At 63.6% G+C, this 20,445-nt stretch carries 18 protein-coding genes, 1 tRNA gene and 1 riboswitch; of the genes, 11 read left to right on the top strand and 8 right to left on the bottom strand.

Annotated features, from left to right (window positions below; translation table 11 throughout):
• Nucleotides 1-153: 153 nt before the first annotated feature.
• Nucleotides 154-3,639: a PAS domain-containing hybrid sensor histidine kinase/response regulator gene (locus tag ORS3428_RS30030; RefSeq protein ID WP_071101958.1), complete on the top strand. Its 3,486-nt coding sequence runs from the start codon at nt 154-156 to the stop codon at nt 3,637-3,639.
• Here the strand turns inward: ORS3428_RS30030 and ORS3428_RS30025 are convergent, their stop codons facing one another.
• On the bottom strand, nt 3,640-4,299 hold the full coding sequence (locus ORS3428_RS30025) for a response regulator transcription factor (RefSeq protein WP_071101885.1): 660 nt from the start codon (nt 4,297-4,299) through the stop codon (nt 3,640-3,642).
• 333 nt (nt 4,300-4,632) lie between these two features.
• Nucleotides 4,633-5,070 (bottom strand): hypothetical protein, encoded by a 438-nt coding sequence (locus ORS3428_RS30020; protein WP_071101884.1) that lies wholly within the window; start codon nt 5,068-5,070, stop codon nt 4,633-4,635.
• A 114-nt stretch (nt 5,071-5,184) separates the two neighbouring features.
• Between ORS3428_RS30020 and ORS3428_RS30015 the strand changes: the two genes are divergently transcribed.
• Nucleotides 5,185-5,535: a DUF952 domain-containing protein gene (locus ORS3428_RS30015; protein ID WP_071101883.1), complete on the top strand. Its 351-nt coding sequence runs from the start codon at nt 5,185-5,187 to the stop codon at nt 5,533-5,535.
• On the top strand, nt 5,532-6,647 hold the full coding sequence (locus tag ORS3428_RS30010) for a quinone-dependent dihydroorotate dehydrogenase (protein WP_071101882.1): 1,116 nt from the start codon (nt 5,532-5,534) through the stop codon (nt 6,645-6,647). The genes ORS3428_RS30015 and ORS3428_RS30010 overlap by 4 nt, the downstream gene beginning before the upstream one ends.
• A gap of 20 nt (nt 6,648-6,667) precedes the next feature.
• Here ORS3428_RS30010 and ORS3428_RS34540 read toward each other — a convergent pair whose 3' ends face one another.
• Both ORS3428_RS34540 and ORS3428_RS30005 read right to left on the bottom strand, forming a co-directional pair.
• Nucleotides 6,668-7,192: an STM3941 family protein gene (locus tag ORS3428_RS34540; RefSeq protein WP_443136892.1), complete on the bottom strand. Its 525-nt coding sequence runs from the start codon at nt 7,190-7,192 to the stop codon at nt 6,668-6,670.
• Nucleotides 7,193-7,264: 72 nt separating this feature from the next.
• On the bottom strand, nt 7,265-8,602 hold the full coding sequence (locus ORS3428_RS30005) for an MATE family efflux transporter (protein ID WP_071101957.1): 1,338 nt from the start codon (nt 8,600-8,602) through the stop codon (nt 7,265-7,267).
• 152 nt (nt 8,603-8,754) lie between these two features.
• Between ORS3428_RS30005 and ORS3428_RS30000 the strand changes: the two genes are divergently transcribed.
• A complete protein-coding gene (locus tag ORS3428_RS30000) occupies nt 8,755-9,657 on the top strand; it encodes a histone deacetylase family protein (RefSeq protein ID WP_071101881.1) in 903 nt (300 codons plus the stop codon).
• A gap of 59 nt (nt 9,658-9,716) precedes the next feature.
• Here ORS3428_RS30000 and ORS3428_RS29995 read toward each other — a convergent pair whose 3' ends face one another.
• Nucleotides 9,717-9,986, bottom strand: coding sequence for a DUF6460 domain-containing protein (locus ORS3428_RS29995; protein WP_443136889.1), 270 nt, complete (start codon nt 9,984-9,986; stop codon nt 9,717-9,719).
• Between the two features lie 137 nt (nt 9,987-10,123).
• Between ORS3428_RS29995 and ORS3428_RS29990 the strand changes: the two genes are divergently transcribed.
• Nucleotides 10,124-10,197: transfer RNA gene (locus ORS3428_RS29990), tRNA-Gly, on the top strand.
• 91 nt (nt 10,198-10,288) lie between these two features.
• Here the strand turns inward: ORS3428_RS29990 and ORS3428_RS29985 are convergent.
• Together ORS3428_RS29985 and ORS3428_RS29980 are read right to left on the bottom strand one after the other, a co-directional pair.
• Nucleotides 10,289-10,633, bottom strand: a complete 345-nt coding sequence (locus tag ORS3428_RS29985; protein ID WP_071101880.1) for a hypothetical protein — start codon at nt 10,631-10,633, stop codon at nt 10,289-10,291.
• 234 nt (nt 10,634-10,867) lie between these two features.
• Nucleotides 10,868-11,857, bottom strand: coding sequence for a LysR family transcriptional regulator (locus ORS3428_RS29980; RefSeq protein WP_071101879.1), 990 nt, complete (start codon nt 11,855-11,857; stop codon nt 10,868-10,870).
• 296 nt (nt 11,858-12,153) lie between these two features.
• Here ORS3428_RS29980 and chvE point away from each other — a divergent pair, with 296 nt between their 5' ends.
• From chvE to ORS3428_RS29955, 5 genes are all read left to right on the top strand, one after another.
• Nucleotides 12,154-13,221: a multiple monosaccharide ABC transporter substrate-binding protein gene (gene chvE / locus ORS3428_RS29975; protein WP_071101878.1), complete on the top strand. Its 1,068-nt coding sequence runs from the start codon at nt 12,154-12,156 to the stop codon at nt 13,219-13,221.
• A gap of 114 nt (nt 13,222-13,335) precedes the next feature.
• The gene (gene mmsA / locus ORS3428_RS29970; protein ID WP_071101877.1) at nt 13,336-14,868 is read left to right on the top strand and encodes a multiple monosaccharide ABC transporter ATP-binding protein; all 1,533 of its coding nucleotides are present in this window, start codon (nt 13,336-13,338) and stop codon (nt 14,866-14,868) included.
• Nucleotides 14,865-16,157, top strand: coding sequence for a multiple monosaccharide ABC transporter permease (gene mmsB / locus ORS3428_RS29965; protein WP_071101876.1), 1,293 nt, complete (start codon nt 14,865-14,867; stop codon nt 16,155-16,157). Before mmsA ends, mmsB begins: the two co-directional genes overlap by 4 nt.
• Before the next feature lie 204 nt (nt 16,158-16,361).
• Nucleotides 16,362-17,351, top strand: a complete 990-nt coding sequence (araD1, locus tag ORS3428_RS29960) for an AraD1 family protein (protein ID WP_071101875.1) — start codon at nt 16,362-16,364, stop codon at nt 17,349-17,351.
• A gap of 44 nt (nt 17,352-17,395) precedes the next feature.
• Nucleotides 17,396-17,833 carry a hypothetical protein gene (locus ORS3428_RS29955; RefSeq protein ID WP_131802972.1) on the top strand — a complete coding sequence of 146 codons (438 nt, stop codon included), beginning with the start codon at nt 17,396-17,398 and terminating at the stop codon, nt 17,831-17,833.
• 32 nt (nt 17,834-17,865) lie between these two features.
• On the opposite strand, the gene ORS3428_RS29950 is transcribed toward ORS3428_RS29955, so the two are convergent.
• On the bottom strand, nt 17,866-18,960 hold the full coding sequence (locus ORS3428_RS29950) for a 2'-deoxycytidine 5'-triphosphate deaminase (protein WP_071101873.1): 1,095 nt from the start codon (nt 18,958-18,960) through the stop codon (nt 17,866-17,868).
• A 143-nt stretch (nt 18,961-19,103) separates the two neighbouring features.
• Nucleotides 19,104-19,181: riboswitch (SAM riboswitch) on the top strand.
• Between the two features lie 74 nt (nt 19,182-19,255).
• Here ORS3428_RS29950 and ORS3428_RS29945 point away from each other — a divergent pair.
• Nucleotides 19,256-20,443 (top strand): O-succinylhomoserine sulfhydrylase, encoded by a 1,188-nt coding sequence (locus tag ORS3428_RS29945; RefSeq protein WP_071101872.1) that lies wholly within the window; start codon nt 19,256-19,258, stop codon nt 20,441-20,443.
• Nucleotides 20,444-20,445: the final 2 nt, after the last annotated feature.

Raw genomic sequence — 20,445 nt, 5'->3', positions numbered from 1 at the left:
AAAACCGGAAAAAAGGCGAAGCCACCGCTTGGTGTTTGCGCGGCATTGCCAGGCACATCTGCGCCGAAAGCCGTGGTGGACTTGGGCTCCAAGCTGTGGTTGCGTCTAGCACTCAGCCGGATGGGAGAACCGGCCAGGGAGGAAATGCGAGCCGTGCAAGGCTGGTTCGTCGTCATCATCGCGATCGCCTATGTGACGCTGCTTTTCGCCATCGCCAGCGTCGGCGACCGGCGCTCCGTGGCGGCACGGCTCGGCCGGGCCCGGCCTTTCATCTACGCGCTTAGCCTCGCCATCTATTGCACCTCCTGGACCTTCTTCGGCTCGGTCGGCCTTTCCTCCGAGCGCGGCCTCGAATTCCTCGGCATCTACACCGGGCCGGTGCTGGTGTTCGTGTTCGGCTTCCCGCTGCTCAACCGCATCGTGCGATTGGCCAAGAGCGAGAAGATCACCTCGATCGCCGACTTCCTCGGCGCCCGCTACGGCAAGAGTTTTACCGTGGCGGCGATCGCGACATTGATCGCGACGATCGGCGCCGTGCCCTACATAGCGCTACAGCTCAAGGCCATCTCAGGCTCGGTCAGCCTGATGATCGAGCACTATACCGGCTCGCCGCCGTCCTTCGACCCGTTCGTCAGCGACATCTCGCTGGTGGTCGCGATGCTGCTTGCGCTGTTTGCGGTGCTGTTCGGCACCCGCCATGCCGACGCCACCGAGCACCAGGACGGGCTGGTTCTGGCAGTAGCGGTCGAGACCGTGGTCAAGCTCGCCGCTTTCCTCGCCATCGGCCTGATGGTGACCTTCCTGATCTTCGGCRGACCGGGCGACATGATGACAGCGCTCGCAGGCAACGACCATGTGCGCAACGCCATGGGCTACAGCACATCTTTGGCCACCTGGCTAGTGCTGACAACGCTAAGCGGCTTCGCCATCCTGCTGCTGCCGCGCCAGTTCTATGTCACCATCGTCGAAAACCGCAGCGAGGCCGAGCTACGCACCGCGACCTGGGTGTTCCCGCTCTACCTTGTGGCGATCAACCTCTTCGTACTGCCGATCGCCTTTGCCGGCCTGTCGCTGGTCGGCACAAGGACCAGCAGCGACCTCTACGTGCTGTCGCTGCCGCTGTTCAGCGGCCATGACGTGTTGGCGATGGCAGCCTTCATCGGCGGCCTATCGGCGGCGACCGCCATGGTCATCGTCGAAAGCGTGGCGCTGTCGATCATGATCTCCAACGACCTCGTCATCCCGCTGTTCGTGCGCCGGCTGCTCAAGACTACCTCTTCGCAAAACGAAGACTGGTCGACGCTGATCCTGAACGTCAGGCGGGCGTCAATCTTCATTATGCTGTTCATCGCATTCCTCTATTACCGCGAGAGCACCAACAGCGCGCGGCTGTCCTCGATCGGCCTGATGTCGTTTGCCGCGATCGCGCAATTCGCACCGGCGTTGATCGGCGGGCTGATCTGGCGCCGCGCCAATGGCCGGGGCGCCGCGCTCGGCATGGTCGCCGGCATCCTGGTGTGGGGCTACACGCTGCTGCTGCCTTCGCTCGCCGGTCCCGGCTCCGATATCGTCGCCCATGGCCTGTTCGGCTTCGAGGCGCTCCGGCCGCAGGCGCTGTTCGGCACCGTCGGCGAGCCGCTGAACCACGGCGTGCTGTGGAGCCTGTCGGTCAACGCATTGTTCTTCGTGCTGGGATCGCTCTCGCGCGCCTCCGTGCCGCTGGAGCGCATACAGGCGGCGATCTTCGTGCCGCGCGAGGCGGGTCCGATGCCTAGCCTGCGGCGGTTCAGAACTGCCGTCACCGTCAACGACCTCAAGGACACGATCTCCCGCTATCTCGGTGTCGAGCGCACCGAGCGTTCCTTCCAGTCCTTCGAGAAGAACGCGAACGTCTCCCTGCATGGCAAGGAACAGGCCAGCATGGACGTCATCCGCTTCTCGGAACAGCTGCTGGCAAGCGCCGTCGGCTCGTCCTCGGCGCGGCTAATCCTGTCGCTGCTCTTCCGCCGCAACGATCGCGACTCCAAGGATGCCTTCCGGCTCCTCGACGACGCCACCGAGGCGCTGCAGCACAATCGCGACCTGCTGCAGATCGCGCTCGACCAGATGGAGCAAGGCATCACCGTCTTCGATCGCGATTTCCGGCTGATCTGCTGGAACCGGCAGTACCGGTCGCTGTTCGACCTGCCGGACGAGATGGGCCAGGTCGGCGTGTCGCTCGACCAGAYCCTGCGCCACCTCGCCGAGCGCGGCGACATCCCTGCGGACCAGCGGATGACGATGCTTAACCGGCTGACGAGCTTCGTCAGCCCCTGGCAGATGGAGCTGAAGACCAGCGGCCGCATCCTGGAGCTACGCTCYAACCCGATGCCCGACGGCGGCATCGTCGCCACCTATGCCGACATTTCAGGCCGCGTCGAGCAGGACCTTGCGCTGAAGCGTGCCAATGAATCGCTGGAGCAGCGGGTCAGGAGCCGCACCRCCGAGCTCACCCGCGTCAACGAGGAGCTTGCGCAGGCGCAGATGCTGGCCGAGGAGGCCAACCTCAGCAAGACGCGCTTCCTTGCCGCCGCCGGCCATGACATCCTGCAGCCGCTCAACGCCGCCCGGCTGTATTGCTCCTCGCTGATCGAGAAGGCCGGCAAGGGGCCAGCCGGCAAGGCGGCGATCAACATCGAATCCTCGCTGGAATCGGTCGAGACCATCCTCGGCGCCGTGCTCGACATCTCGCGGCTCGATGCCGGCGCGTTGAAGCCCGAGGACACCGCCTTCAGCCTCGGCGGGCTGCTCAGCCAGATCGGCAACGATTTTCGGCCGCTCGCCGCCGAAAAGAAGCTCGCCCTCACGATCATGCCGTCGTCGCTCGGCGTCATGACGGATCRCAACCTGTTGCGGCGGTTGATCCAGAACCTCGTTTCCAACGCCATCAAATACACGCGCGAAGGCCGCATCCTGGTGGGTGTCAGACGGCGCGGTGAGCTGGGCGAAATCCAGGTCATCGATACCGGCATCGGCATTGCCGGCGACAAACTGAACACCGTCTTCCACGAATTCACCCGGCTGGACGAAGGCGCGCGCGAGGCCGAAGGCCTTGGCCTCGGCCTCTCGATCGTCGACCGTATTGCGCGGGTGCTCAGGCTCGAGATCCGCATCTTCTCCAATCCCGGCAAGGGCACGCGTTTTTCCGTCATCCTGCCGGTGGCGGCGATCGCCACACCCCGGCGCGAGGTAGAGAAGGCGCCCGCGCGCTCCGCCTCGTCGCTCGCCGGGCTCAACGTGCTCTGCATCGACAATGACGCGCGCATCCTCGACGGCATGCGGCTGCTGCTCGAAGGCTGGGGCTGCAGCGTCGAGACCGCTTCGGGATCGGGAGATCTCATACGGCCCGGYACGGTGAGGCCGGATGTCGTGCTTGCCGACTATCATCTCGACGGCGGCACCGGGCTCGACGCGATCGGCAGGCTGCGCGCCGCCTACGGCCAGGACCTGCCTTGCGTCTTGGTCACGGCCGACCGCTCCAGTGAGGTGCGCACARCCGCAGGCGAGCTCGACATTCCGGTGGTCAACAAGCCGCTGAAGCCGGCCGTGCTGCGCTCGATGATGGCGCGCGTCAGGCCGCTGGCGCCGGCGGCGGAGTGATCAGCCTACCGGCTGCAGCGGGTCATTGCCGATCTTGGAAAGCTGGATGACGGCCTGGGTACGGCTGTCGACACCGAGCTTCTGCAATATGGCCGAGACATGCGCTTTGATGGTGGCCTCGGAAACGCCGAGCTCATAGGCGATCTGCTTGTTAAGCAGGCCTTCCGCCAGCATGCCGAGCACGCGCGTCTGCTGCGGCGTCAGCGCCTGCAGCCGCTTGATCAGGTCCGAGATCTCCGGATCACGCTCGACGCCGAGCTCAATGCCGGCCGGGGCTGCGATGTCGCCGGCAAGCACTGCCTGCACGGCGCTGCGTATCTCCTCCATGCTCGCCGATTTGGAGATGAAACCGGAGGCGCCGAGTTCGAGCGCGCGGCGGATGGTGACGGGATCGTCATGCGCCGACACCACCACCAGCGGCACCGAGGGATGGATGCCGCGCAGCGAGATGAGGCCCGACAGGCCGCTGGCGCCCGGCATCGAGAGATCGAGCAGCACCATGTCGATGTCTTCATTGGCCACGACCAGAGCCTTCGCGCTCTCGAAATCGCCGGCCTCGTGAATGGCGGCCACATCGCCAATGCCGGCAAGCGCCTCCTTCAGCGCACCGCGAAAAAGCGGATGGTCGTCGGCAATGACGAAAGTGAAGCCCGGCGGCAAATATTCCTCCCGGATCCCATCGCTGATTATGTGCTTCTTGCGGGATCGGAAATGATTATGCGGCGGCGCGGCCGGTTTTCAAGCAGCAAAGGCCTCGCCTGCGTTTTTCCCCAGAGCGGTTCAGTTTTTGGCCGAAACAGAGCCCCGCTCCGGATCCGTGTTTACGCGATTTCAGCCGGAAAGGGGCTGCACACTTTCCTGGAATTACTGCCCTTGTTTTGCGCAATTCCGGACGGAAAACCGCTCGCACTTTTCCTGGAATTGCTACTCCTTGTTTTACGCAATTCCGGACGGAAAACCGCTCGCACTTTTCCTGGAATTGCTCTGAGCGGTTCAGGTCTTTTGCGGGTCGGGCTTCGCGCCGCCGTCGCCGTTTTCCCTGTCCATGTCCTTGACGATGTCCATGAAGCGGCGGAAGAAGCGCTCCATGTAGTTCATCGTCTTGTTGAAATCCTCCTCACTCGGCAGATTGGATTCAAGCCGGGCGGAGGGCGTGTTCTCGAGCTTGGCGACGCGCTCGTCGAGCGCCTTGACCGAGCTCTGTAGCCGGTCGATCTCGTCCTGGAAGGCGGCGCGCTCGTCGGCGGCCATCTTGCAGACGAGCTGGCCGGAGCGTTCCTCGCAGAGCGACATCGCGCCGGTCCGGGTGTCCATGCGGACATAGCCGTTGGCGGACTTTTCGAGCCGATAGTGGTCGGCCTCCTCGGAATAGGCCGATGCGGCGACCAGCGAGCACAGCGCCGCCGGGATCACGATGTGCTGCAGACGCATGTTGTTTATCCTCCATGAGCCGTTGAGCGAATAATATCACAAGTTTGCGCCTGAAATGGGGACGAGCTGAGTTGGAGCCTTCCCCCTGTCTCGGGTTCGGACTATAGCGCGGCAATGTCTCAGATTGTCTACAAGATCGCGCCCGAGGCGCTGTGGCGCCAAGCCGAGCGGAGCGGCCGCTTCATTGGAGCGCCGATCGACATCGCCGACGGCTTCATCCATTTCTCCACCGCAACCCAGGTGCGGGAGACGGCGGCCAAGCATTTCGCCCGCCAGGCGGACCTGCTTTTGATCGCGATCGACGAGGCAAAACTGGGCGACGCCTTGAAATACGAGGTGTCGCGGGGCGGCGCGCTGTTCCCGCATCTCTACGCTGCGCTCGACCTCGATGYCGTTCTCTGGGTCAAGCTGCTGCCGCTCGGCGCGGATGGCCGGCATCAGTTTCCGGCACTGGAGGGCGAATGAACGTGCTCGACCGGATCGGCCAAAAACTGCTTTTCTCATTCGATCCGGAAACCGCGCATGGGCTTTCCATAGCCGCGCTGAGATGCGGCCTGCCGGTCGCCTCGCTTCCGCCGCGCGACGCGCGGCCGCCGACGCATGACGCGCGGCTGAAGGTCAGCGTTTGCGGCCTCGACTTCCCGAACCCGCTCGGCATGGCGGCGGGCTACGACAAGAATGCCGAAGTGCCGGACGCACTGCTCCGGCTCGGCTTCGGCTTCGCCGAGGTCGGCACCATTACGCCGCTGCCGCAGCCGGGCAACCCGAAGCCGCGCATCTTCCGGCTGACGGCGGACGAGGCGGTGATCAACCGACTGGGGTTCAACAATGAAGGCCACGCGGYCGCCGAGAAGCGGCTTGCGGCGCGCAAGGGGCGCCCAGGCATCGTCGGCGTCAACATCGGCGCCAACAAGGACAGCGCCGACCGCATCAGTGACTACGAGCGCGGCGTTGCCCGCTTCGCCCCTTATGCCAGCTACCTCACGGTCAACATCTCCTCGCCCAACACGCCTGGCCTGCRCAACATGCAGGCGCGCGAGCAACTCGGCGAGTTRCTGTCGCGCGTGATGGCCGCGCGTGCTGCGGCYTCGGCGCAGCCCCCCATCTTCCTCAAGATCGCGCCGGACCTCGTCGAAGCCGAGCTTGAAGACATCGCCGCGGAGGTCGCCGAGAAGAAGATCGACGGCATCATTGTCTCCAACACGACGTTGTCGCGGACCGGATTGCGGAGCACTTCTGTCGCCGGCGAGGCCGGCGGGCTTTCGGGCAAGCCGCTGTTCGAGCGCTCGACGGCGGTGCTGGCCCGGATGCGCAAGCTGCTTGGCCCAGACATCACCATTATCGGCGTGGGCGGCGTCGATTCAACCGAGACGGCGTTGGAAAAGATCCGCGCCGGCGCCGACCTCGTCCAGCTCTATACCGGCATGATCTATGCCGGCCCGGCGCTGCCGGGACGCATCGTCGCCGGCATGGCGCGCTTTCTTGAGCGAGAAAGGCTGAAGTCCATCCGCGAGTTGCRCGACAGCAGTCTTGAGCATTGGGCCGCTCAATCACTCTCGGCGGCAGAGCCGAACTAGACAGGGTCCTCTGCTGCGCGTTAGGCCCTCCGGGCGAGTTCAGCCTCTAGACCCAAGGCCTGTAGCCGGTAGATGTTGAGGACATCGACCATATTCTCAATGGATAGCGACCAACCCCCGGGCAGCCTCCGCTCAGCTCGTCTCAGAGACGAACCRGTCGCACCTCCAGATACCAGGCTGTAGCCGATCGATTTCGTGCGTCGCTGTCTGCGGACATGAAAGCCTTGAACTTCTCGCCAAGCAATCTTCCTAGGCGACCGAATAAGACCGCCACTCAACACAAAGCCATTGCCGTCAAGAATCAGAACATGCGGATGGGTTAGCAGCCGGACGTAAATMAGAGAGCACAATCCAAAAAAGATAATACCAAGCCATCCGCCAGCGATTTGTTTAAATCCTGCCAGTGACTCAGGATGAGCCGGAGGGTTCCGGACCATGAGAATCCCTACGCAAACGAAAGCAGCACATCCAAGAAGGCATAGAAACACTTTCACTCGCGAGCCCTTTATGATCCTGGGCTCGAGCGGTTCGAATACATCTCCCATTGCCACCCCMGGCACTTTATCCGTCCCAATGACTGTAAGAGTATTCAAGGCTACTCCTTCCGCCGGGGCAATTCAAAACGCCGTGCGCACCCTGAGCCGCAGCATCGCGAGCAGAGTCAATCCGCGCACCAGAAGGAAGACGTGCAGTGCGGCCCATAGGCCGTTATTGCCGAAGGCCGGCGCCAGCGTGATCAACGCGCCAGTGAAGGCGAGGAAGGACAGGAGCATCATGTTGCRCATGTCGCGCGACCAGGTGGCGCCGATGAAGACGCCGTCCATCTGAAAGGCGAGCACGCCGCTCAACGCCGTGAAGGCTGCCCAGGGAAGATAGGTGTCGGCGACCGCGCGCACCTCCGGCGCGGTGGTCACCAGCGCCACCAGGTTGGCGCCGCCGGTCAGCAACACAAGGGTCGCAACGGCGGCGAGGCCGAAACCCCAGATCAGGGTCAGCCGCACGGCCTGCCGGAATGGGGTGGCCGCATGCGCGCCGATGGCGCGGCCGGCCAATTGCTCGGCGGCGGTGGCGAAGCCATCGAGGAAATAGCCGGCGACGAGGAAGAAGTTCATCAGCACGGCGTTTGCGGCGAGCGTGACAGTGCCGAACTGCGCGCCCTGCCGGGTGAACAGCGCGAAGGCGGCGAGCAGCGAGAAGGAGCGAATCATGATGTCGCGGTTAAGCGACAGCATGCGCCGGTAGGCCGGCAGGTCGAGGATGCGCTGGCGCGACGGCCGCTCCAGCTTGCGAAACCGCCTGAGCACGATGGCAAGACCGAGCAGCATCGCCAGGAACTCGCCGGTGACGGTCGCCCAGGCAACGCCGGCGACGCCCCAGCCGAGCTCGAGGCCGAGCAGGAAGCAGAGCAGGATGTTGATGCCGTTGAGCACTGCCTGCAGCATCAGCCCCAGCCCGCCCTCTCCGCGCCCCAGCACGTAGCCCAATATGGCGTAGTTGGTGAGCGAGAAGGGCGCGGCGAGCAGCCTGATGCGGATATAGACCGACATCGCCGCGCTGACGCGCGGCTCGGCGGCCATGAACCACTGGCCGGCCACGGCAAAAATCGGCGCGAGCGCTGCAAGCGCCACGCCGGCGACGACCGCAATCAGCACGGCGCGCCAGAGCACGGCCTGCTCCTCCAGCGCATCGCCGCGCCCGAAGGCCTGGGCGACGAGGCCGGTGGTGCCGGAGCGCAGGAAATTGAAGGTGGTGAAAACGACGTCGAACACCAGCGCTCCCGCCGCGAGGCCGCCGAGAAGCGCCGCATCGCCGAACTGTCCGACGACCGCCGTGTCGACGATGCCGAGCAGCGGCGTCGTCAGATAGGCAAGCGTCATCGGCACCGCGATCGCCAGTACCGAACGGTTGGTGACGGCGAAGTATCTGGCGTTGATCTCGGTCGCGCTCTTGTCCAAGGCCCGGTGCCTTAATGATTGCGGCTTGATCGGACCGCCGATGTGCCCCAGTTTGCCGCTGTCGCGCAATCGCCAAGCAATGGCGGCCAACCGAATTCTCGGACTGGTTCAGAAAGACTGGTGCAGAAAGACCGGCCGAGGCCGCCCTCATCATGYCCTTGCAGATCGTCCATCACCCCGACTACGACGCCGGCTTCGCGGTCAACCACCGCTTTCCGATGAGCAAATATCCGCTCTTGATGGAGGCTTTGCGGCGCCGTGGGCTGGCTGTGCCGGAAGCCCTTTCGATGCCGGAGCCGGCGCCGGCAGCTTGGCTGAAGCTCGCGCATGCGGCCGACTATGTCGAACAGGTGCTTGCCTGCGAGGTGACTGAAAAGATCGAGCGCGAGATCGGCTTCCCGGTCGGGYAGCGCGTGTCACTCAGGGCACAGCTCGCCAGCGCCGGCACGGTGCTCGCGGCAAGGCTGGCACTCAGGCATGGCATTGCCTGCAACGCGGCCGGCGGCAGCCATCATGCCAGGCGCGCGCAAGGCGCYGGCTTTTGCACTTYCAACGACGTTGCTCTCGCTTCGCTGGWGCTGCTTGCCGAAGGTGCCGCCCGGCACATCCTGATCGTCGATCTCGACGTGCATCAGGGCGACGGCACGGCCGACATTCTGAAGGACGAGCCGCGCGCCTTCACCTTTTCCATGCATGGCGAGCGCAACTACCCGGCGCGCAAGATCGCCTCCGACCTCGATATCGCCCTGCCCGACGGCACCGGCGATGGGGCCTATCTCGATCGGCTCGCCGCCGTCCTGCCGGAACTGTCGGAAAGGAGGCGCTGGGATATCGTCTTCTACAACGCCGGGGTCGACGTCCATGCCGCGGACAAGCTTGGCAGGCTGGCGCTGTCGGATGATGGCCTGCGCGTCCGCGACGGGATGGTGATCAGCCATTTTCACGCTCGCGGCATTCCGCTGTGCGGCGTCATCGGTGGCGGCTATTCGGCCGACGTGCCGGCGCTGGCCGAGCGCCATGCCATCCTGTTCGAGGCGGCAGCCCGCTACGCCTGAGTATCTATCTCAGCATGATCTTTTCCGAAAACGAGCAACCRCTTTTCGGGGTCGTGCTTTTACTTCCTGTAGCTGGCGATCCTGAGCAGTATGAAGGCCGGCACGACGATCGCTGCACCAAGCAGGATATAGCCCAGGAAGCGGTCGATCGCGTGGAAGCCGAGATTCCACAAGTCGATGAAGAACTGGCGGATGCCATAGAACACGTCCATCGGCGTCCAGCCGAAGGCGTGCATGACGAGGCCGACGAGGAAGGAAACCACTAGCAGCTTCACGAGCACCCTGAGTGGCGTATCGCCGAGAAAGCGTGTCAGTGCGGACAAGATCATTCTCCCGTTCGAWCGCCCCGATTCGGGACCGCGACTTCAGAAATACGCATTCGATGGAAACGCATCAAGCAGCACGACCGACGATGCAACTTTGCCGGATTGCTTGAGGCCCGGCCGTCATGGTAACGAGGGCGCGCGCGGGTATGATGTAATGGTAGCCTGTCAGCTTCCCAAGCTGATCGCGCGGGTTCGATTCCCGCTACCCGCTCCAGTTTGCCAGCTATGGTGTGCGACTGGTTCCGTCCGCGGTCGGCTGGATCAGGCTTTAGTGCTGCGATCCCGCGCCGCGGCGACTTACTATCCTAGAGCCAGAAGCGGACCCAGACGCGACGCCGCCAGCAACGGACGTGGCGCCGGCCATAGCGCCAGTAGCGGCGGCAGAACCTTCTCCAAACGCGCCGGCGGCGCCAGTACCGACGGCGGTAATACCGCGGACGGTAGTAGCGGCGGCGGTAGTAGTACTGAATCGGCTGCAGATCGGCCTGGTCGTCCTCCTCGTAAATGGCCGGATCCGGCTTGTCCAACTCATCGAGAATTCCGTTGCCCTTGGGGATACCGGCAACGGCCTTGCTCRGTCCGGCCAGTCTTGCAAGCGTCGCCGCGCCCGCAACGCCCAGCATTCCAGTCAGAAATAGCCGACGTTCCATCGAAACCTCCCGAGCTGATGAGCCAGSCATGCCGCTCCCTCCGCCGCAGGCTGCCGATCTGATTGAACGCTCAGGCGGGGTTCTCGTTCCACGAGAACCTTTCATGTCTTGGTTGAAACGGTTCTGTTCACCGACGGCAGGGAGATCCGCGCGCAATAGCGAATCCAGATATGGCGCATCGGGCAAGTTGACCCGACAAGCGAACCCCAGCGCCCCGTCGACAAAACGGGAAATCTAGCCCACTTCCCGCAAGATGAAGTCGTGCAGCATCTTAGCCGCCGGCGACAGCACGCGGTTCTTGACCGTGATCAGACTGTAAGGCCGCACCTCGATGTCGAACTCCGTCTGCACGACGTCGATCGCTCCCGCCAGCCCGTCGGGGCTCTGGATGAACTTGGCGACCTGGACCGAAACGGGGGCGATGGCGYCCGACTGCGCCACCATCACCAGCGTCAGCAGCAGCGAAGAGGTGTTGAGGATGCGGTCGGGAAGCGGGATGTCGCGGTTCAGGAAATTGCTTTCCATTGCCTGACGCAGCGGCGAGCCGCCGGACTGGAAGACCCAGTCATAGGCCGCTGTCTCTTCCAGCTTCACCACCTTGCCGCTGGCCAGYGGATGCCCCCGGCGCACGATCAGGCAGGCCTTCTCGACGCCGATGACGCGCGATTCGAAGAGCCGCGGATTGAGATCGTCGGGGATRCGGGCGATGATGAAGTCGTGGCGGGAGGCAATCAGTTCGCGGGCGARCACGTTCGACGTTTCGACCTGCATGGTGATCTCGATGCGCGGGTAGATGCGCCGGATCTCGCGAATCGCCGGCACCGCCAATTCGATGGCCGGCGCCGTCACCGCGCCGAGGAATACCGAGCCGCCCTTGCCGGCCTTGAGTTCCGAAATCTCGCGGTCGGCCTCGCGCATCTCGAGCAGGATCGAGCGGGCGCGCCTGGCAAGCGCCAAGCCGTAGGGAGTGAGGKTCACACCGCGCGGCAGCCGCTCGCACAACTTCACGTCGAGCACCGCTTCCATCTCGGCGATCATGCGCGAGGCGGCCGGCTGCGAGATGTTCATGACCTGGGCGGCGGCGCTCACCCGTCCGTGATCGTCGAGGGCAGTGATCATGCGCATATGGCGCAGGCTCAAGCCGCTGCGCAGGAGCGTTTGCCCATCTCCCGGAAGCTTCTCGTAACCGCTTGAAATCGCATCAGGATCGCGCAATGCCGCCATGGTGTCCCCCACCGCTCCGCCTGTTTTTCACTGCATGATTGCATATACCAGTTTCGGTATAGCAACCACCAAAGATCGCATTTGACAGTTATGTCAAAGGGACACACCCTTCGCGCGTTCCGRGGCGCAGAGATCGGCGACGAGCAAAATCGTATCGATTGAAACAGCGTCGCGGGGCCCATTGGGAGGATAYCGGAGATCGATAAAGCCGACAGAGGCGCAACCGCGCTCCTGTTCGACTGCGCGGCCCGCGAAGCCCCGAGGTGTCGCGTCGTCCATCAACCAGGGAGAGTAATGTGAAGATCATCAAGACGCTGGCCGCCGTCGCGGCCCTTGGCATCGCTGCCATGACCTATTCGGCACACGCGGCCGACAAGGGTCTRGTCGGCGTGCTGATGCCGACCAAGACCTCGCAGCGCTGGATCAATGACGGCGACGCCGTCAAGTCCCAGCTCGAGGCGCTCGGCTACACGGTCGACCTGCAATACGCGCAGGACGACATCCCGAACCAGCTCAGCCAGCTGGAGAACGAGATCACCAAGGGCCCGAAGGCGCTGATCATCGCTTCGATCGACGGCACCACGATGGCCGACGCGCTGCAGAAGGCCGCTGACGCCGGCGTCGTCGTCGTCGCCTACGACCGCCTGATCAAGAAGACCCCGAATGTCGACTACTACACCACCTTCGACAATTTCGGCGTCGGCGTGATCCAGGCCAACTCGCTGCTCAAGGGCCTCGGCTATCCGGAGAAGAAGGGTCCGTTCAACATCGAGCTGTTCGGCGGCTCGCCGGACGATAACAACGCCTTCTTCTTCTACAACGGCGCCATGTCAGTGCTGCAGCCGCTGATCGACAACAAGACGCTGGTCGTGAAGTCCGGCCAGATGGGCATGGACAAGGTCGGCACGCTGCGCTGGCTGGCCGCCACCGCCCAGGCCCGCATGGATAACCTGCTCTCGGCGAACTACTCGGACGGCAGCCGCGTCGATGGCGTGCTGTCGCCCTATGACGGCCTCTCGCGCGGCATCATCGCTTCGCTGCGCGCCGTCGGCTACGGCACTTCCGGCCAGCCGTGGCCGGTGGTCACCGGCCAGGACGCCGAAACCGCTTCGGTCAAGGCGATCATCGCCGGCGAGCAGTACTCGACCGTGTTCAAGGACACTCGCGAACTGGCCAAGGCCACCGTGCAGCTGGTCGACAAGGTGCTCTCCGGCGGCAAGCCCGACGGCCTCGACACCAAGACCTACAACAACGACGTGAAGGTCGTTCCCTCGATCCTGCTCACGCCGCATGAGGTCGACAAGTCGAACTACCAGGCGCAGGTCGTCGACTCCGGCTACATCAAGGCCGACGAGCTGAAGTAATTCAGCAAGCAAAGCGAGGGGTCCTGCGCAGCGCAGGACCCCTTTTCGTTCAAGAGCGGCCCCGGTATTGTCCAACCGGCCTCTTTTGCCGACTTCTAGGGAGCTCAATTCCTGATGACCTCGACGATTTTGGAGATGYGCGACATCACCAAGACGTTCCCGGGCGTGAAGGCCCTGTCGAACGTCAATCTCAGCGTCGAGGAAGGAGAGATTCACGCCATCGTCGGCGAGAACGGCGCCGGCAAATCGACGCTCATGWAGGTGCTGTCGGGCGTCTATCCGACCGGAACCTATGAAGGCAGCATCAAGTTCCGCGGCCAGGAATGCCACTTCAAGGRCATCCACGACAGCGAACATATCGGCATCGTCATCATCCACCAGGAACTTGCCCTGGTGYCGATGCTCTCGATCGCCGAAAACATCTTCCTCGGCAACGAGCATGCCACCTATGGCGTCATCGACTGGAACGCCAATGAAAAACGCACCAGCGCCTTGCTCGAAAAGGTCGGCCTCAAGGAAGACCCCAAGACCCTGATCACCAATATCGGCGTCGRCAAGCAGCAGCTGGTCGAGATCGCCAAGGCGCTCAGCAAGGAAGTGAAGCTCCTGATCCTCGACGAGCCGACCGCCTCGCTCAGCGAAAAGGACAGCCAGGCGCTGCTCGACCTTCTGCTCGAATTCAAGCGGCAGGGCATGACCTCGATCCTGATCTCGCATAAGCTCAACGAGGTGAACCGGGTCGCCGACAAGGTCACCGTCATYCGCGACGGGCGCACCATCGAGACCCTTCCCAGGAAGGAGATCAGCGAGGACCGCATCATCACCTCGATGGTCGGCCGCCCGCTCGACGACCGCTATCCGCCGCGCGAGCCGCAGATCGGCGAGGTCATCTTCGAGGTGAAGAACTGGTCGGTGTACCACCCGATCCATGCCGAGCGGCAGGTGATCAAGGGCATCAACCTCAATGTACGCAAGGGCGAGGTGGTCGGCATCGCCGGGCTGATGGGCGCCGGCCGCACGGAATTCGCCATGAGCCTGTTCGGCCGCTCCTACGGCCGGCACATCACCGGGGAAGTTTCGCTCCGTGGCAAGCCGATGGACCTTTCGTCGGTGAACAAGGCGGTGGGAAGCGGCATTGCCTATGTCACCGAAGACCGCAAGACCTACGGGCTCAACCTCATCGACCACATCAAGCACAATGTGACGCTGGCCAACCTGCCCGGCGTTTCGAGCCGCGGCGTCATCGATGACATGCACGAAATGAGCGTGGCCAACGACTATCGCAAGAAGACCAATATCCGCGCCTCCAGCGTCTACCAGCTGACCGGCAACCTCTCGGGCGGCAACCAGCAGAAGGTGGTGCTGTCGAAGTGGCTGTTCGCCGATCCGGAAGTGCTGATCCTCGACGAGCCGACGCGCGGCATCGACGTCGGCGCCAAATACGAAATCTATACGATCATCGCCCGCCTCGYCRCYGAAGGTAAGGCAATCATCGTCATCTCGTCGGAAATGCCTGAGCTGCTCGGCATCACCGACCGCATCTACGTCATGAACGAAGGGCGCATAGTCGGCGAGATGCCGRCAAGCGAGGCCAGCCAGGAAAAAATCATGCGCGCCATCGTCCGGGGAGAAGGAAAAGCATCATGAGCACCGAAAGCGCTCCCGCACCGCAAAGCAGTGTCGCCGAGGACGTTCAGCCGGGACGGCGCATCGCCGTGTCGGCGCTGACGACGAACCTGCGCGAGTACGGCCTGATCCTGGCGCTGATTGCGATCATGGTGTTCTTCCAGTTCACCACGTCGGGAACGCTGTTCAAGCCGGTCAATCTCAGCAATCTCGTGCAGCAGAACTCGTTCATCATCGTGATGGCGCTGGGCATGCTGCTGGTCATCGTCTCCGGCCATATCGATCTCAGCGTGGGCTCCGTCGCCGGCTTCATCGGCGCGCTCGCAGCGATGATGATGGTGATCTGGCCACTCGGACCGCTCAGCAATCCGCTGGTGGTTTCGATCGTCTGCCTGATCGTGGGCRCGCTTATCGGGGCGGCGCAAGGCTACTGGATCGCCTATCACCGGATACCAAGCTTCATCGTGACACTGGCGGGCATGCTGGTCTTCCGCGGCATCTGTCAGGCGCTGCTCGGCGGCGGCTCCTCGGTCGGTCCTCTTCCGGATGCCTTCAAGGCGCTGAGCTCCGGCTTCATCCCGGACGTGATCGGTCCGCTGACCTTGATCCCACCCACGGTCAACGCCGCCGGCAAGACCATCGTCGGCAGCGGCCTGACGCTGCACATGACGACAGTCGTGCTTGGCGTGGTCGCCGTGCTTGCCTACGCCTATTTCGGGCTGAGAGCCCGGCGCAAGCGCGAGAAGCATGGCTATGAGGCCGAGCCTTTCCCGCTGTTCGTCATCAAGACGCTGGTCGGCAGCGCGCTGGCGCTGTTCCTGGTCTTCCAGTTCGCCACCTATAAGGGCCTGCCGGTCGTGCTTCTGGTCATGGGCGTGCTGATCTCGCTGTTCGTCTTCGTCACCAAGCGCATGACCATCGGCCGCCGAATCTATGCCATGGGCGGCAACGCCAAGGCGGCACAGCTTTCGGGCATCAACACCGAAAGGCTGACGCTGCTGGTCTTCATCAACATGGGCGTGCTGTCGGCGCTCGGCGRCCTGATCATCGCGGCGCGCCTCGGCCAAGCCGTGCCGGCCGCCGGTCTCGGCAGCGAGCTCGACGTGATCGCGGCCGTCTTCATCGGCGGCGCCTCGGCGATGGGCGGCGTCGGACAGGTGATCGGCGCCGTGGTCGGCGGTTTCATCATGGGCGTGATGAACAACGGCATGTCGATCATGGGCGTCAATGTCGACTGGCAGCAGGTGGTCAAGGGCCTGGTGCTGCTCGGCGCCGTGATCTTCGACGTCTACAACAAGAACAAGGCCTGACAGGGCCAGCGAGAAAAGCAGGAGGCATACGGGTAGAGATCGCGAGGCCGTCGGCTGCCCGCTGGCGCCCAGAAGTCCTTGAAGGACCAGGCTCGCGAGCGCAATCCGGAGCAAGAGTTTCAACCGTGGCGCGGATCGGTTCCGGGCCGAGCGGTCAGGGTTTGCCCATCGGCAGCCGGGCCAAGGCAAAAGAGAGGGTTCATCATGCTGATTTCCCAGATCCTCGACGACGCCGAGACGATCCGCGTCGTTGCCCGCAGCGGCGGCAAGACCCGGATCATCAACGGCGCGCGCAGCGTCTATTCGCTGGCGATGGAGGCGGCCCGCACCGGCACCGGCCTCGAAGCGCTAATCGAGCRCAAGGGTTACGGCGAGACGGTCGATCTCGACGCCGCCTACAAGAAGGGGCGCGTGRCGTCGCCGATCAACCATCCCGATCCCGCGCATCTACACCTCACCGRCACCGGGCTGACGCATCTCGGCTCCGCCGCGACGCGCGATTCCATGCACAAGAAGCTCAGTGACGGCGAAGAGCAGCTTACCGATTCCATGAAGATGTTCCGCATGGGGCTGGAAGGCGGCAAGCCGGCGAAGGGCCAGATCGGCGTGCAGCCGGAATGGTTCTACAAGGGCAACGGCACCATGGCGGTAGCACCTGGYGCGGCRCTGATGTCRCCGGCCTTCGCGCAGGACGCAGGCGAGGAGCCGGAGATCGCCGGCATCTACGTCATCGGCGATGATGGCGCGCCGTTCCGCGTCGGCTTCACGCYGTCCAACGAATTCTCGGACCACGTGACCGAGCGGGTGAACTATTTGTTCCTTGCGCACTCCAAGCTGCGCAATGCCTCGTTCGGGCCGGAGATCCTGATCGGTGATCTTCCCGCGGACATCAGAGGTTCATCACGCATCTATCGCGACGGCAAGGTGCTGTGGGAAAAGCCGTTCCTGTCGGGCGAGGCGAACATGTCACACACCATCGCCAATCTCGAGCATCATCACTTCAAATATTCGGCCTTCCGCCAGCCGGGCGACGTGCACGTGCACATGTTCGGCACCGCGACGCTGTCCTTCGCCGACGGCGTCAGGACGCAAGYGGGCGACGTGTTCGAGATCGAAGCCAAGGATTTCGGCCTACCGCTGCGCAACCCGCTGGAGATCGAAAAGCCGGTGAAGGTGGCCGTCAAGGCACTGTGAGTAACGGGAAGGCACACACTCAGCGGGCTCAGACAATGAGCTGCATGCGGTCCTTTGTTGTGTCTGTGGGACTTGCGCTCTCGCTCGGCCTCTCGGCGTCGGCGGTCCATGCCGCGACGCAATGCAGTGCCAAATCCTTTCGGGATGCCCGCGAGCTGATAGCAAACCGGCTTCTGGCAGCAGGATATTCAGGCGAACAGRCTGCCTTTCTGATGACCGGAGCCGACCGGCTGACGTCGGAGCTTCGCRCAGACAAGCTGAGCGACCGAGCCAAATCCTGTGGTATCGACTCCACCCGAGCGCACGTCCTTCTTTGCGTGGGCAAATTATTGTTCCCCTTGAAGGAATCAAAGACCTCGCTCGATGCCGAAAAGCCGGTTGCTTCTTGGGGCAAGAAGCGATTGGCAGGACGCGAACTGCTGTTCATCGGCTACTTCAACGCATGTCTCGGCATCGCGAAGCAGCGCATATTTGGTGGCTGACGAGCCTCTATCCCGGATCGCCGACGGAAAAATTAGCGCGCTGCTCTGAAATGTTTGGAAAGCTTGAGGCCCTGGGCCTGATAGTTCGACCCTAGCTCGGTGCCGTAAAGCGCCTGCGGCCGCTTCAGCATATGCTCGTAGACTAGGCGGCCGACGATCTGGCCATGGTCGAGGATGAACGGCACCTCGTGGCTGCGCACTTCGAGCACCGCGCGGCTGCCGGTGCCACCGGCGGCGGAATGGCCGAAGCCGGGGTCGAAGAAACCGGCATAGTGGACGCGAAACTCGCCGACCAGCGGATCGAAAGGCGTCATTTCCGCTGCATAGAGCGGCGGCACGTGCACCGCTTCACGCGAGACCAGAATGTAGAACTCGTCCGGATCGAGGACGAGCTCGCCGGCGCCGCTCTTGTAGAGCGGCTCCCAGAAGCCGACGACGTCCTGGGCGGCGCGCTTGTCGACATCGACGAGGCCGGTATGGTGCTTGCCGCGATAGCCGACAAGTCCGTCCTTGTCGCCGTCGAGATCGATGGAGAGCGCGATGCCGCCGCCGGAAATGTTGGGCGGCTCCGTGGCGACCAGCATCTCGGCGCGGTGGAGGTCGCGCAATTCGTTCTCCGACAGCACCGCATTGCCGATGCGGAAGCGGATCTGCGACAGGCGCGAGCCGGCGCGCACAACGATCGGGAAGGTGCGCGGGCTGACCTCGAGATAGAGCGGGCCATGATAGCCGGCGGCGATCTTGTCGAACTCATGGCCGCGGTCGGTCATGACGCGCGTGAAAATGTCCAGCCGCCCGGTCGAGCTCTTCGGATTGGCCGACGCCGACACCTCCGCCGGCAGCGCCAGGCTTTCGAGCAGCGGCACGATGTAGACGCAGCCTGTCTCCAGCACCGCGCCCTCGGCGAGGTTGATCTCGTGCAGCTTCAGCCGATCGAGCTTGTCGGCCACCAGATGATCAGGGCCCGGCAGGAACGAGGCGCGCACGCGAAAGGCTTTGTCGCCCAGCCTCAGATCGAGGCTTGCCGGCTGGATCTGGTTGGTGTCGAGCGGACGCGGCGATTTCAGCGCGTTCGCCGCAAACAGCGCCGCAATGTCGTGATCCGGAAGAATGCCTGTCTGCCGCAAGGTCTGGCTCCGCTCGAAGGCCGGTCAAGCGCGTGGTTCTGGCAAGCTGCTGCCGCAAAGGCGCAACGGTTCGCGGTACCTGCCTGGTACAAACCTCTTAATCAAGCCGGCAATTGACGCAAGCGCGGCGTAGGTCTAAAGGGGCGTTATCCCGTGGTGATTTGGCCGGTCGGCTTGCAGCCACGTTAAACAAGTCGCTAAAGGACCGTCGGGCTGCAAGGCCGTATGGACCGGTTGCGACATCGCGGCCGGTTTTTTTGTGTTTGGACTGTTCTTGGCGAGTGGAATTAGGGCGATGAGCAAGACGCGCGATTGGAAACCTCAGACGGCACTCGTGCATGGCGGGACGCTGCGTTCCGGCTTCGGCGAAACCGCCGAGGCGATGTATCTCACCCAGGGCTATGTCTATGAGACGGCCCAGGCGGCCGAAGCCCGCTTCAAGGGCGAGGAGCCGGGCTTCATCTATTCGCGCTACGCCAACCCGACGGTCGACATGTTCGAAAAGCGCATGTGCGCGCTGGAAGGGGCGGAGGATGCGCGCGCCACCGCCTCCGGCATGGCGGCGGTCAGCGCGGCGCTGCTCTGCAGCGTCAAGGCGGGCGACCATATCGTGGCGGCGCGGGCACTGTTCGGCTCCTGCCGCTGGGTGGTCGAGACGCTGGCGCCCAGATACGGCATCGAAGCAACGCTGATCGACGGCACCGACATCGCCAATTGGGAAAAGGCGGTGAGGCCGAACACCAAGCTGTTCTTCCTGGAAAGCCCGACCAACCCGACGCTGGAAGTGGTCGACATCGCCGCCGTCGCCGCGCTCGCCAATTCGATCGGCGCGCGCGTGGTTGTGGACAATGTCTTTGCCACGCCGCTGCAGCAGAAGCCCTTGCTGCTCGGCGCCCATGTCGTCGTCTATTCGGCGACCAAGCACATCGACGGACAGGGGCGCTGCCTCGGCGGCGTCATCCTGTCGGACAAGAAGTGGATCGACGAGAACCTGCACGACTATTTCCGCCACACCGGCCCGAGCCTGTCGCCCTTCAATGCCTGGACGCTGCTCAAGGGCCTGGAGACGCTGCCGCTGCGCGTCAAGCAGCAGACGGAAAGCGCCGGCAAGATCGCCGACTTCCTGGCTCGCCGGCCGGAGATCGCCCGCGTCATCTATCCGGGCCGCGCCGACCATCCGCAAGCCGATATCGTCAAGAAGCAGATGTCGGGCGGCTCGACACTGATCYGCCTCGACGTCAAGGGCGGCAAGGATGCGGCCTTCGCGTTCCAGAACGCGCTCGACATCGTGCTGATCTCCAACAATCTGGGCGACGCCAAGAGCCTGATCACCCACCCCGCGACGACGACGCACAAGAACCTGAGCGACGAGGCCCGCGCCGAACTCGGCATCGGGCCTGGCACGCTCAGGCTCTCCGTCGGTCTGGAGGACACCGACGATCTGCTCACCGACATCGAACAGGCGCTGAAGGCGGCTAAGTAGCA

This window comes from Mesorhizobium sp. ORS 3428 (assembly GCF_001854785.1).
Lineage (GTDB): Bacteria > Pseudomonadota > Alphaproteobacteria > Rhizobiales > Rhizobiaceae > Mesorhizobium.
The sequence above is the reverse complement of the archived record's forward strand: the minus strand, read 5'-3'. Positions and strand labels throughout refer to the sequence as shown.

Bases quoted from the DNA above. Each gene is read 5' to 3' on its own strand.
- ORS3428_RS29995 (WP_443136889.1), bottom strand. From the start codon at position 9,986: ATGATCTTGTCCGCACTGACACGCTTTCTCGGCGATACGCCACTCAGG.
- ORS3428_RS30020 (WP_071101884.1), bottom strand. From the start codon at position 5,070: ATGCGTCTGCAGCACATCGTGATCCCGGCGGCGCTGTGCTCGCTGGTC.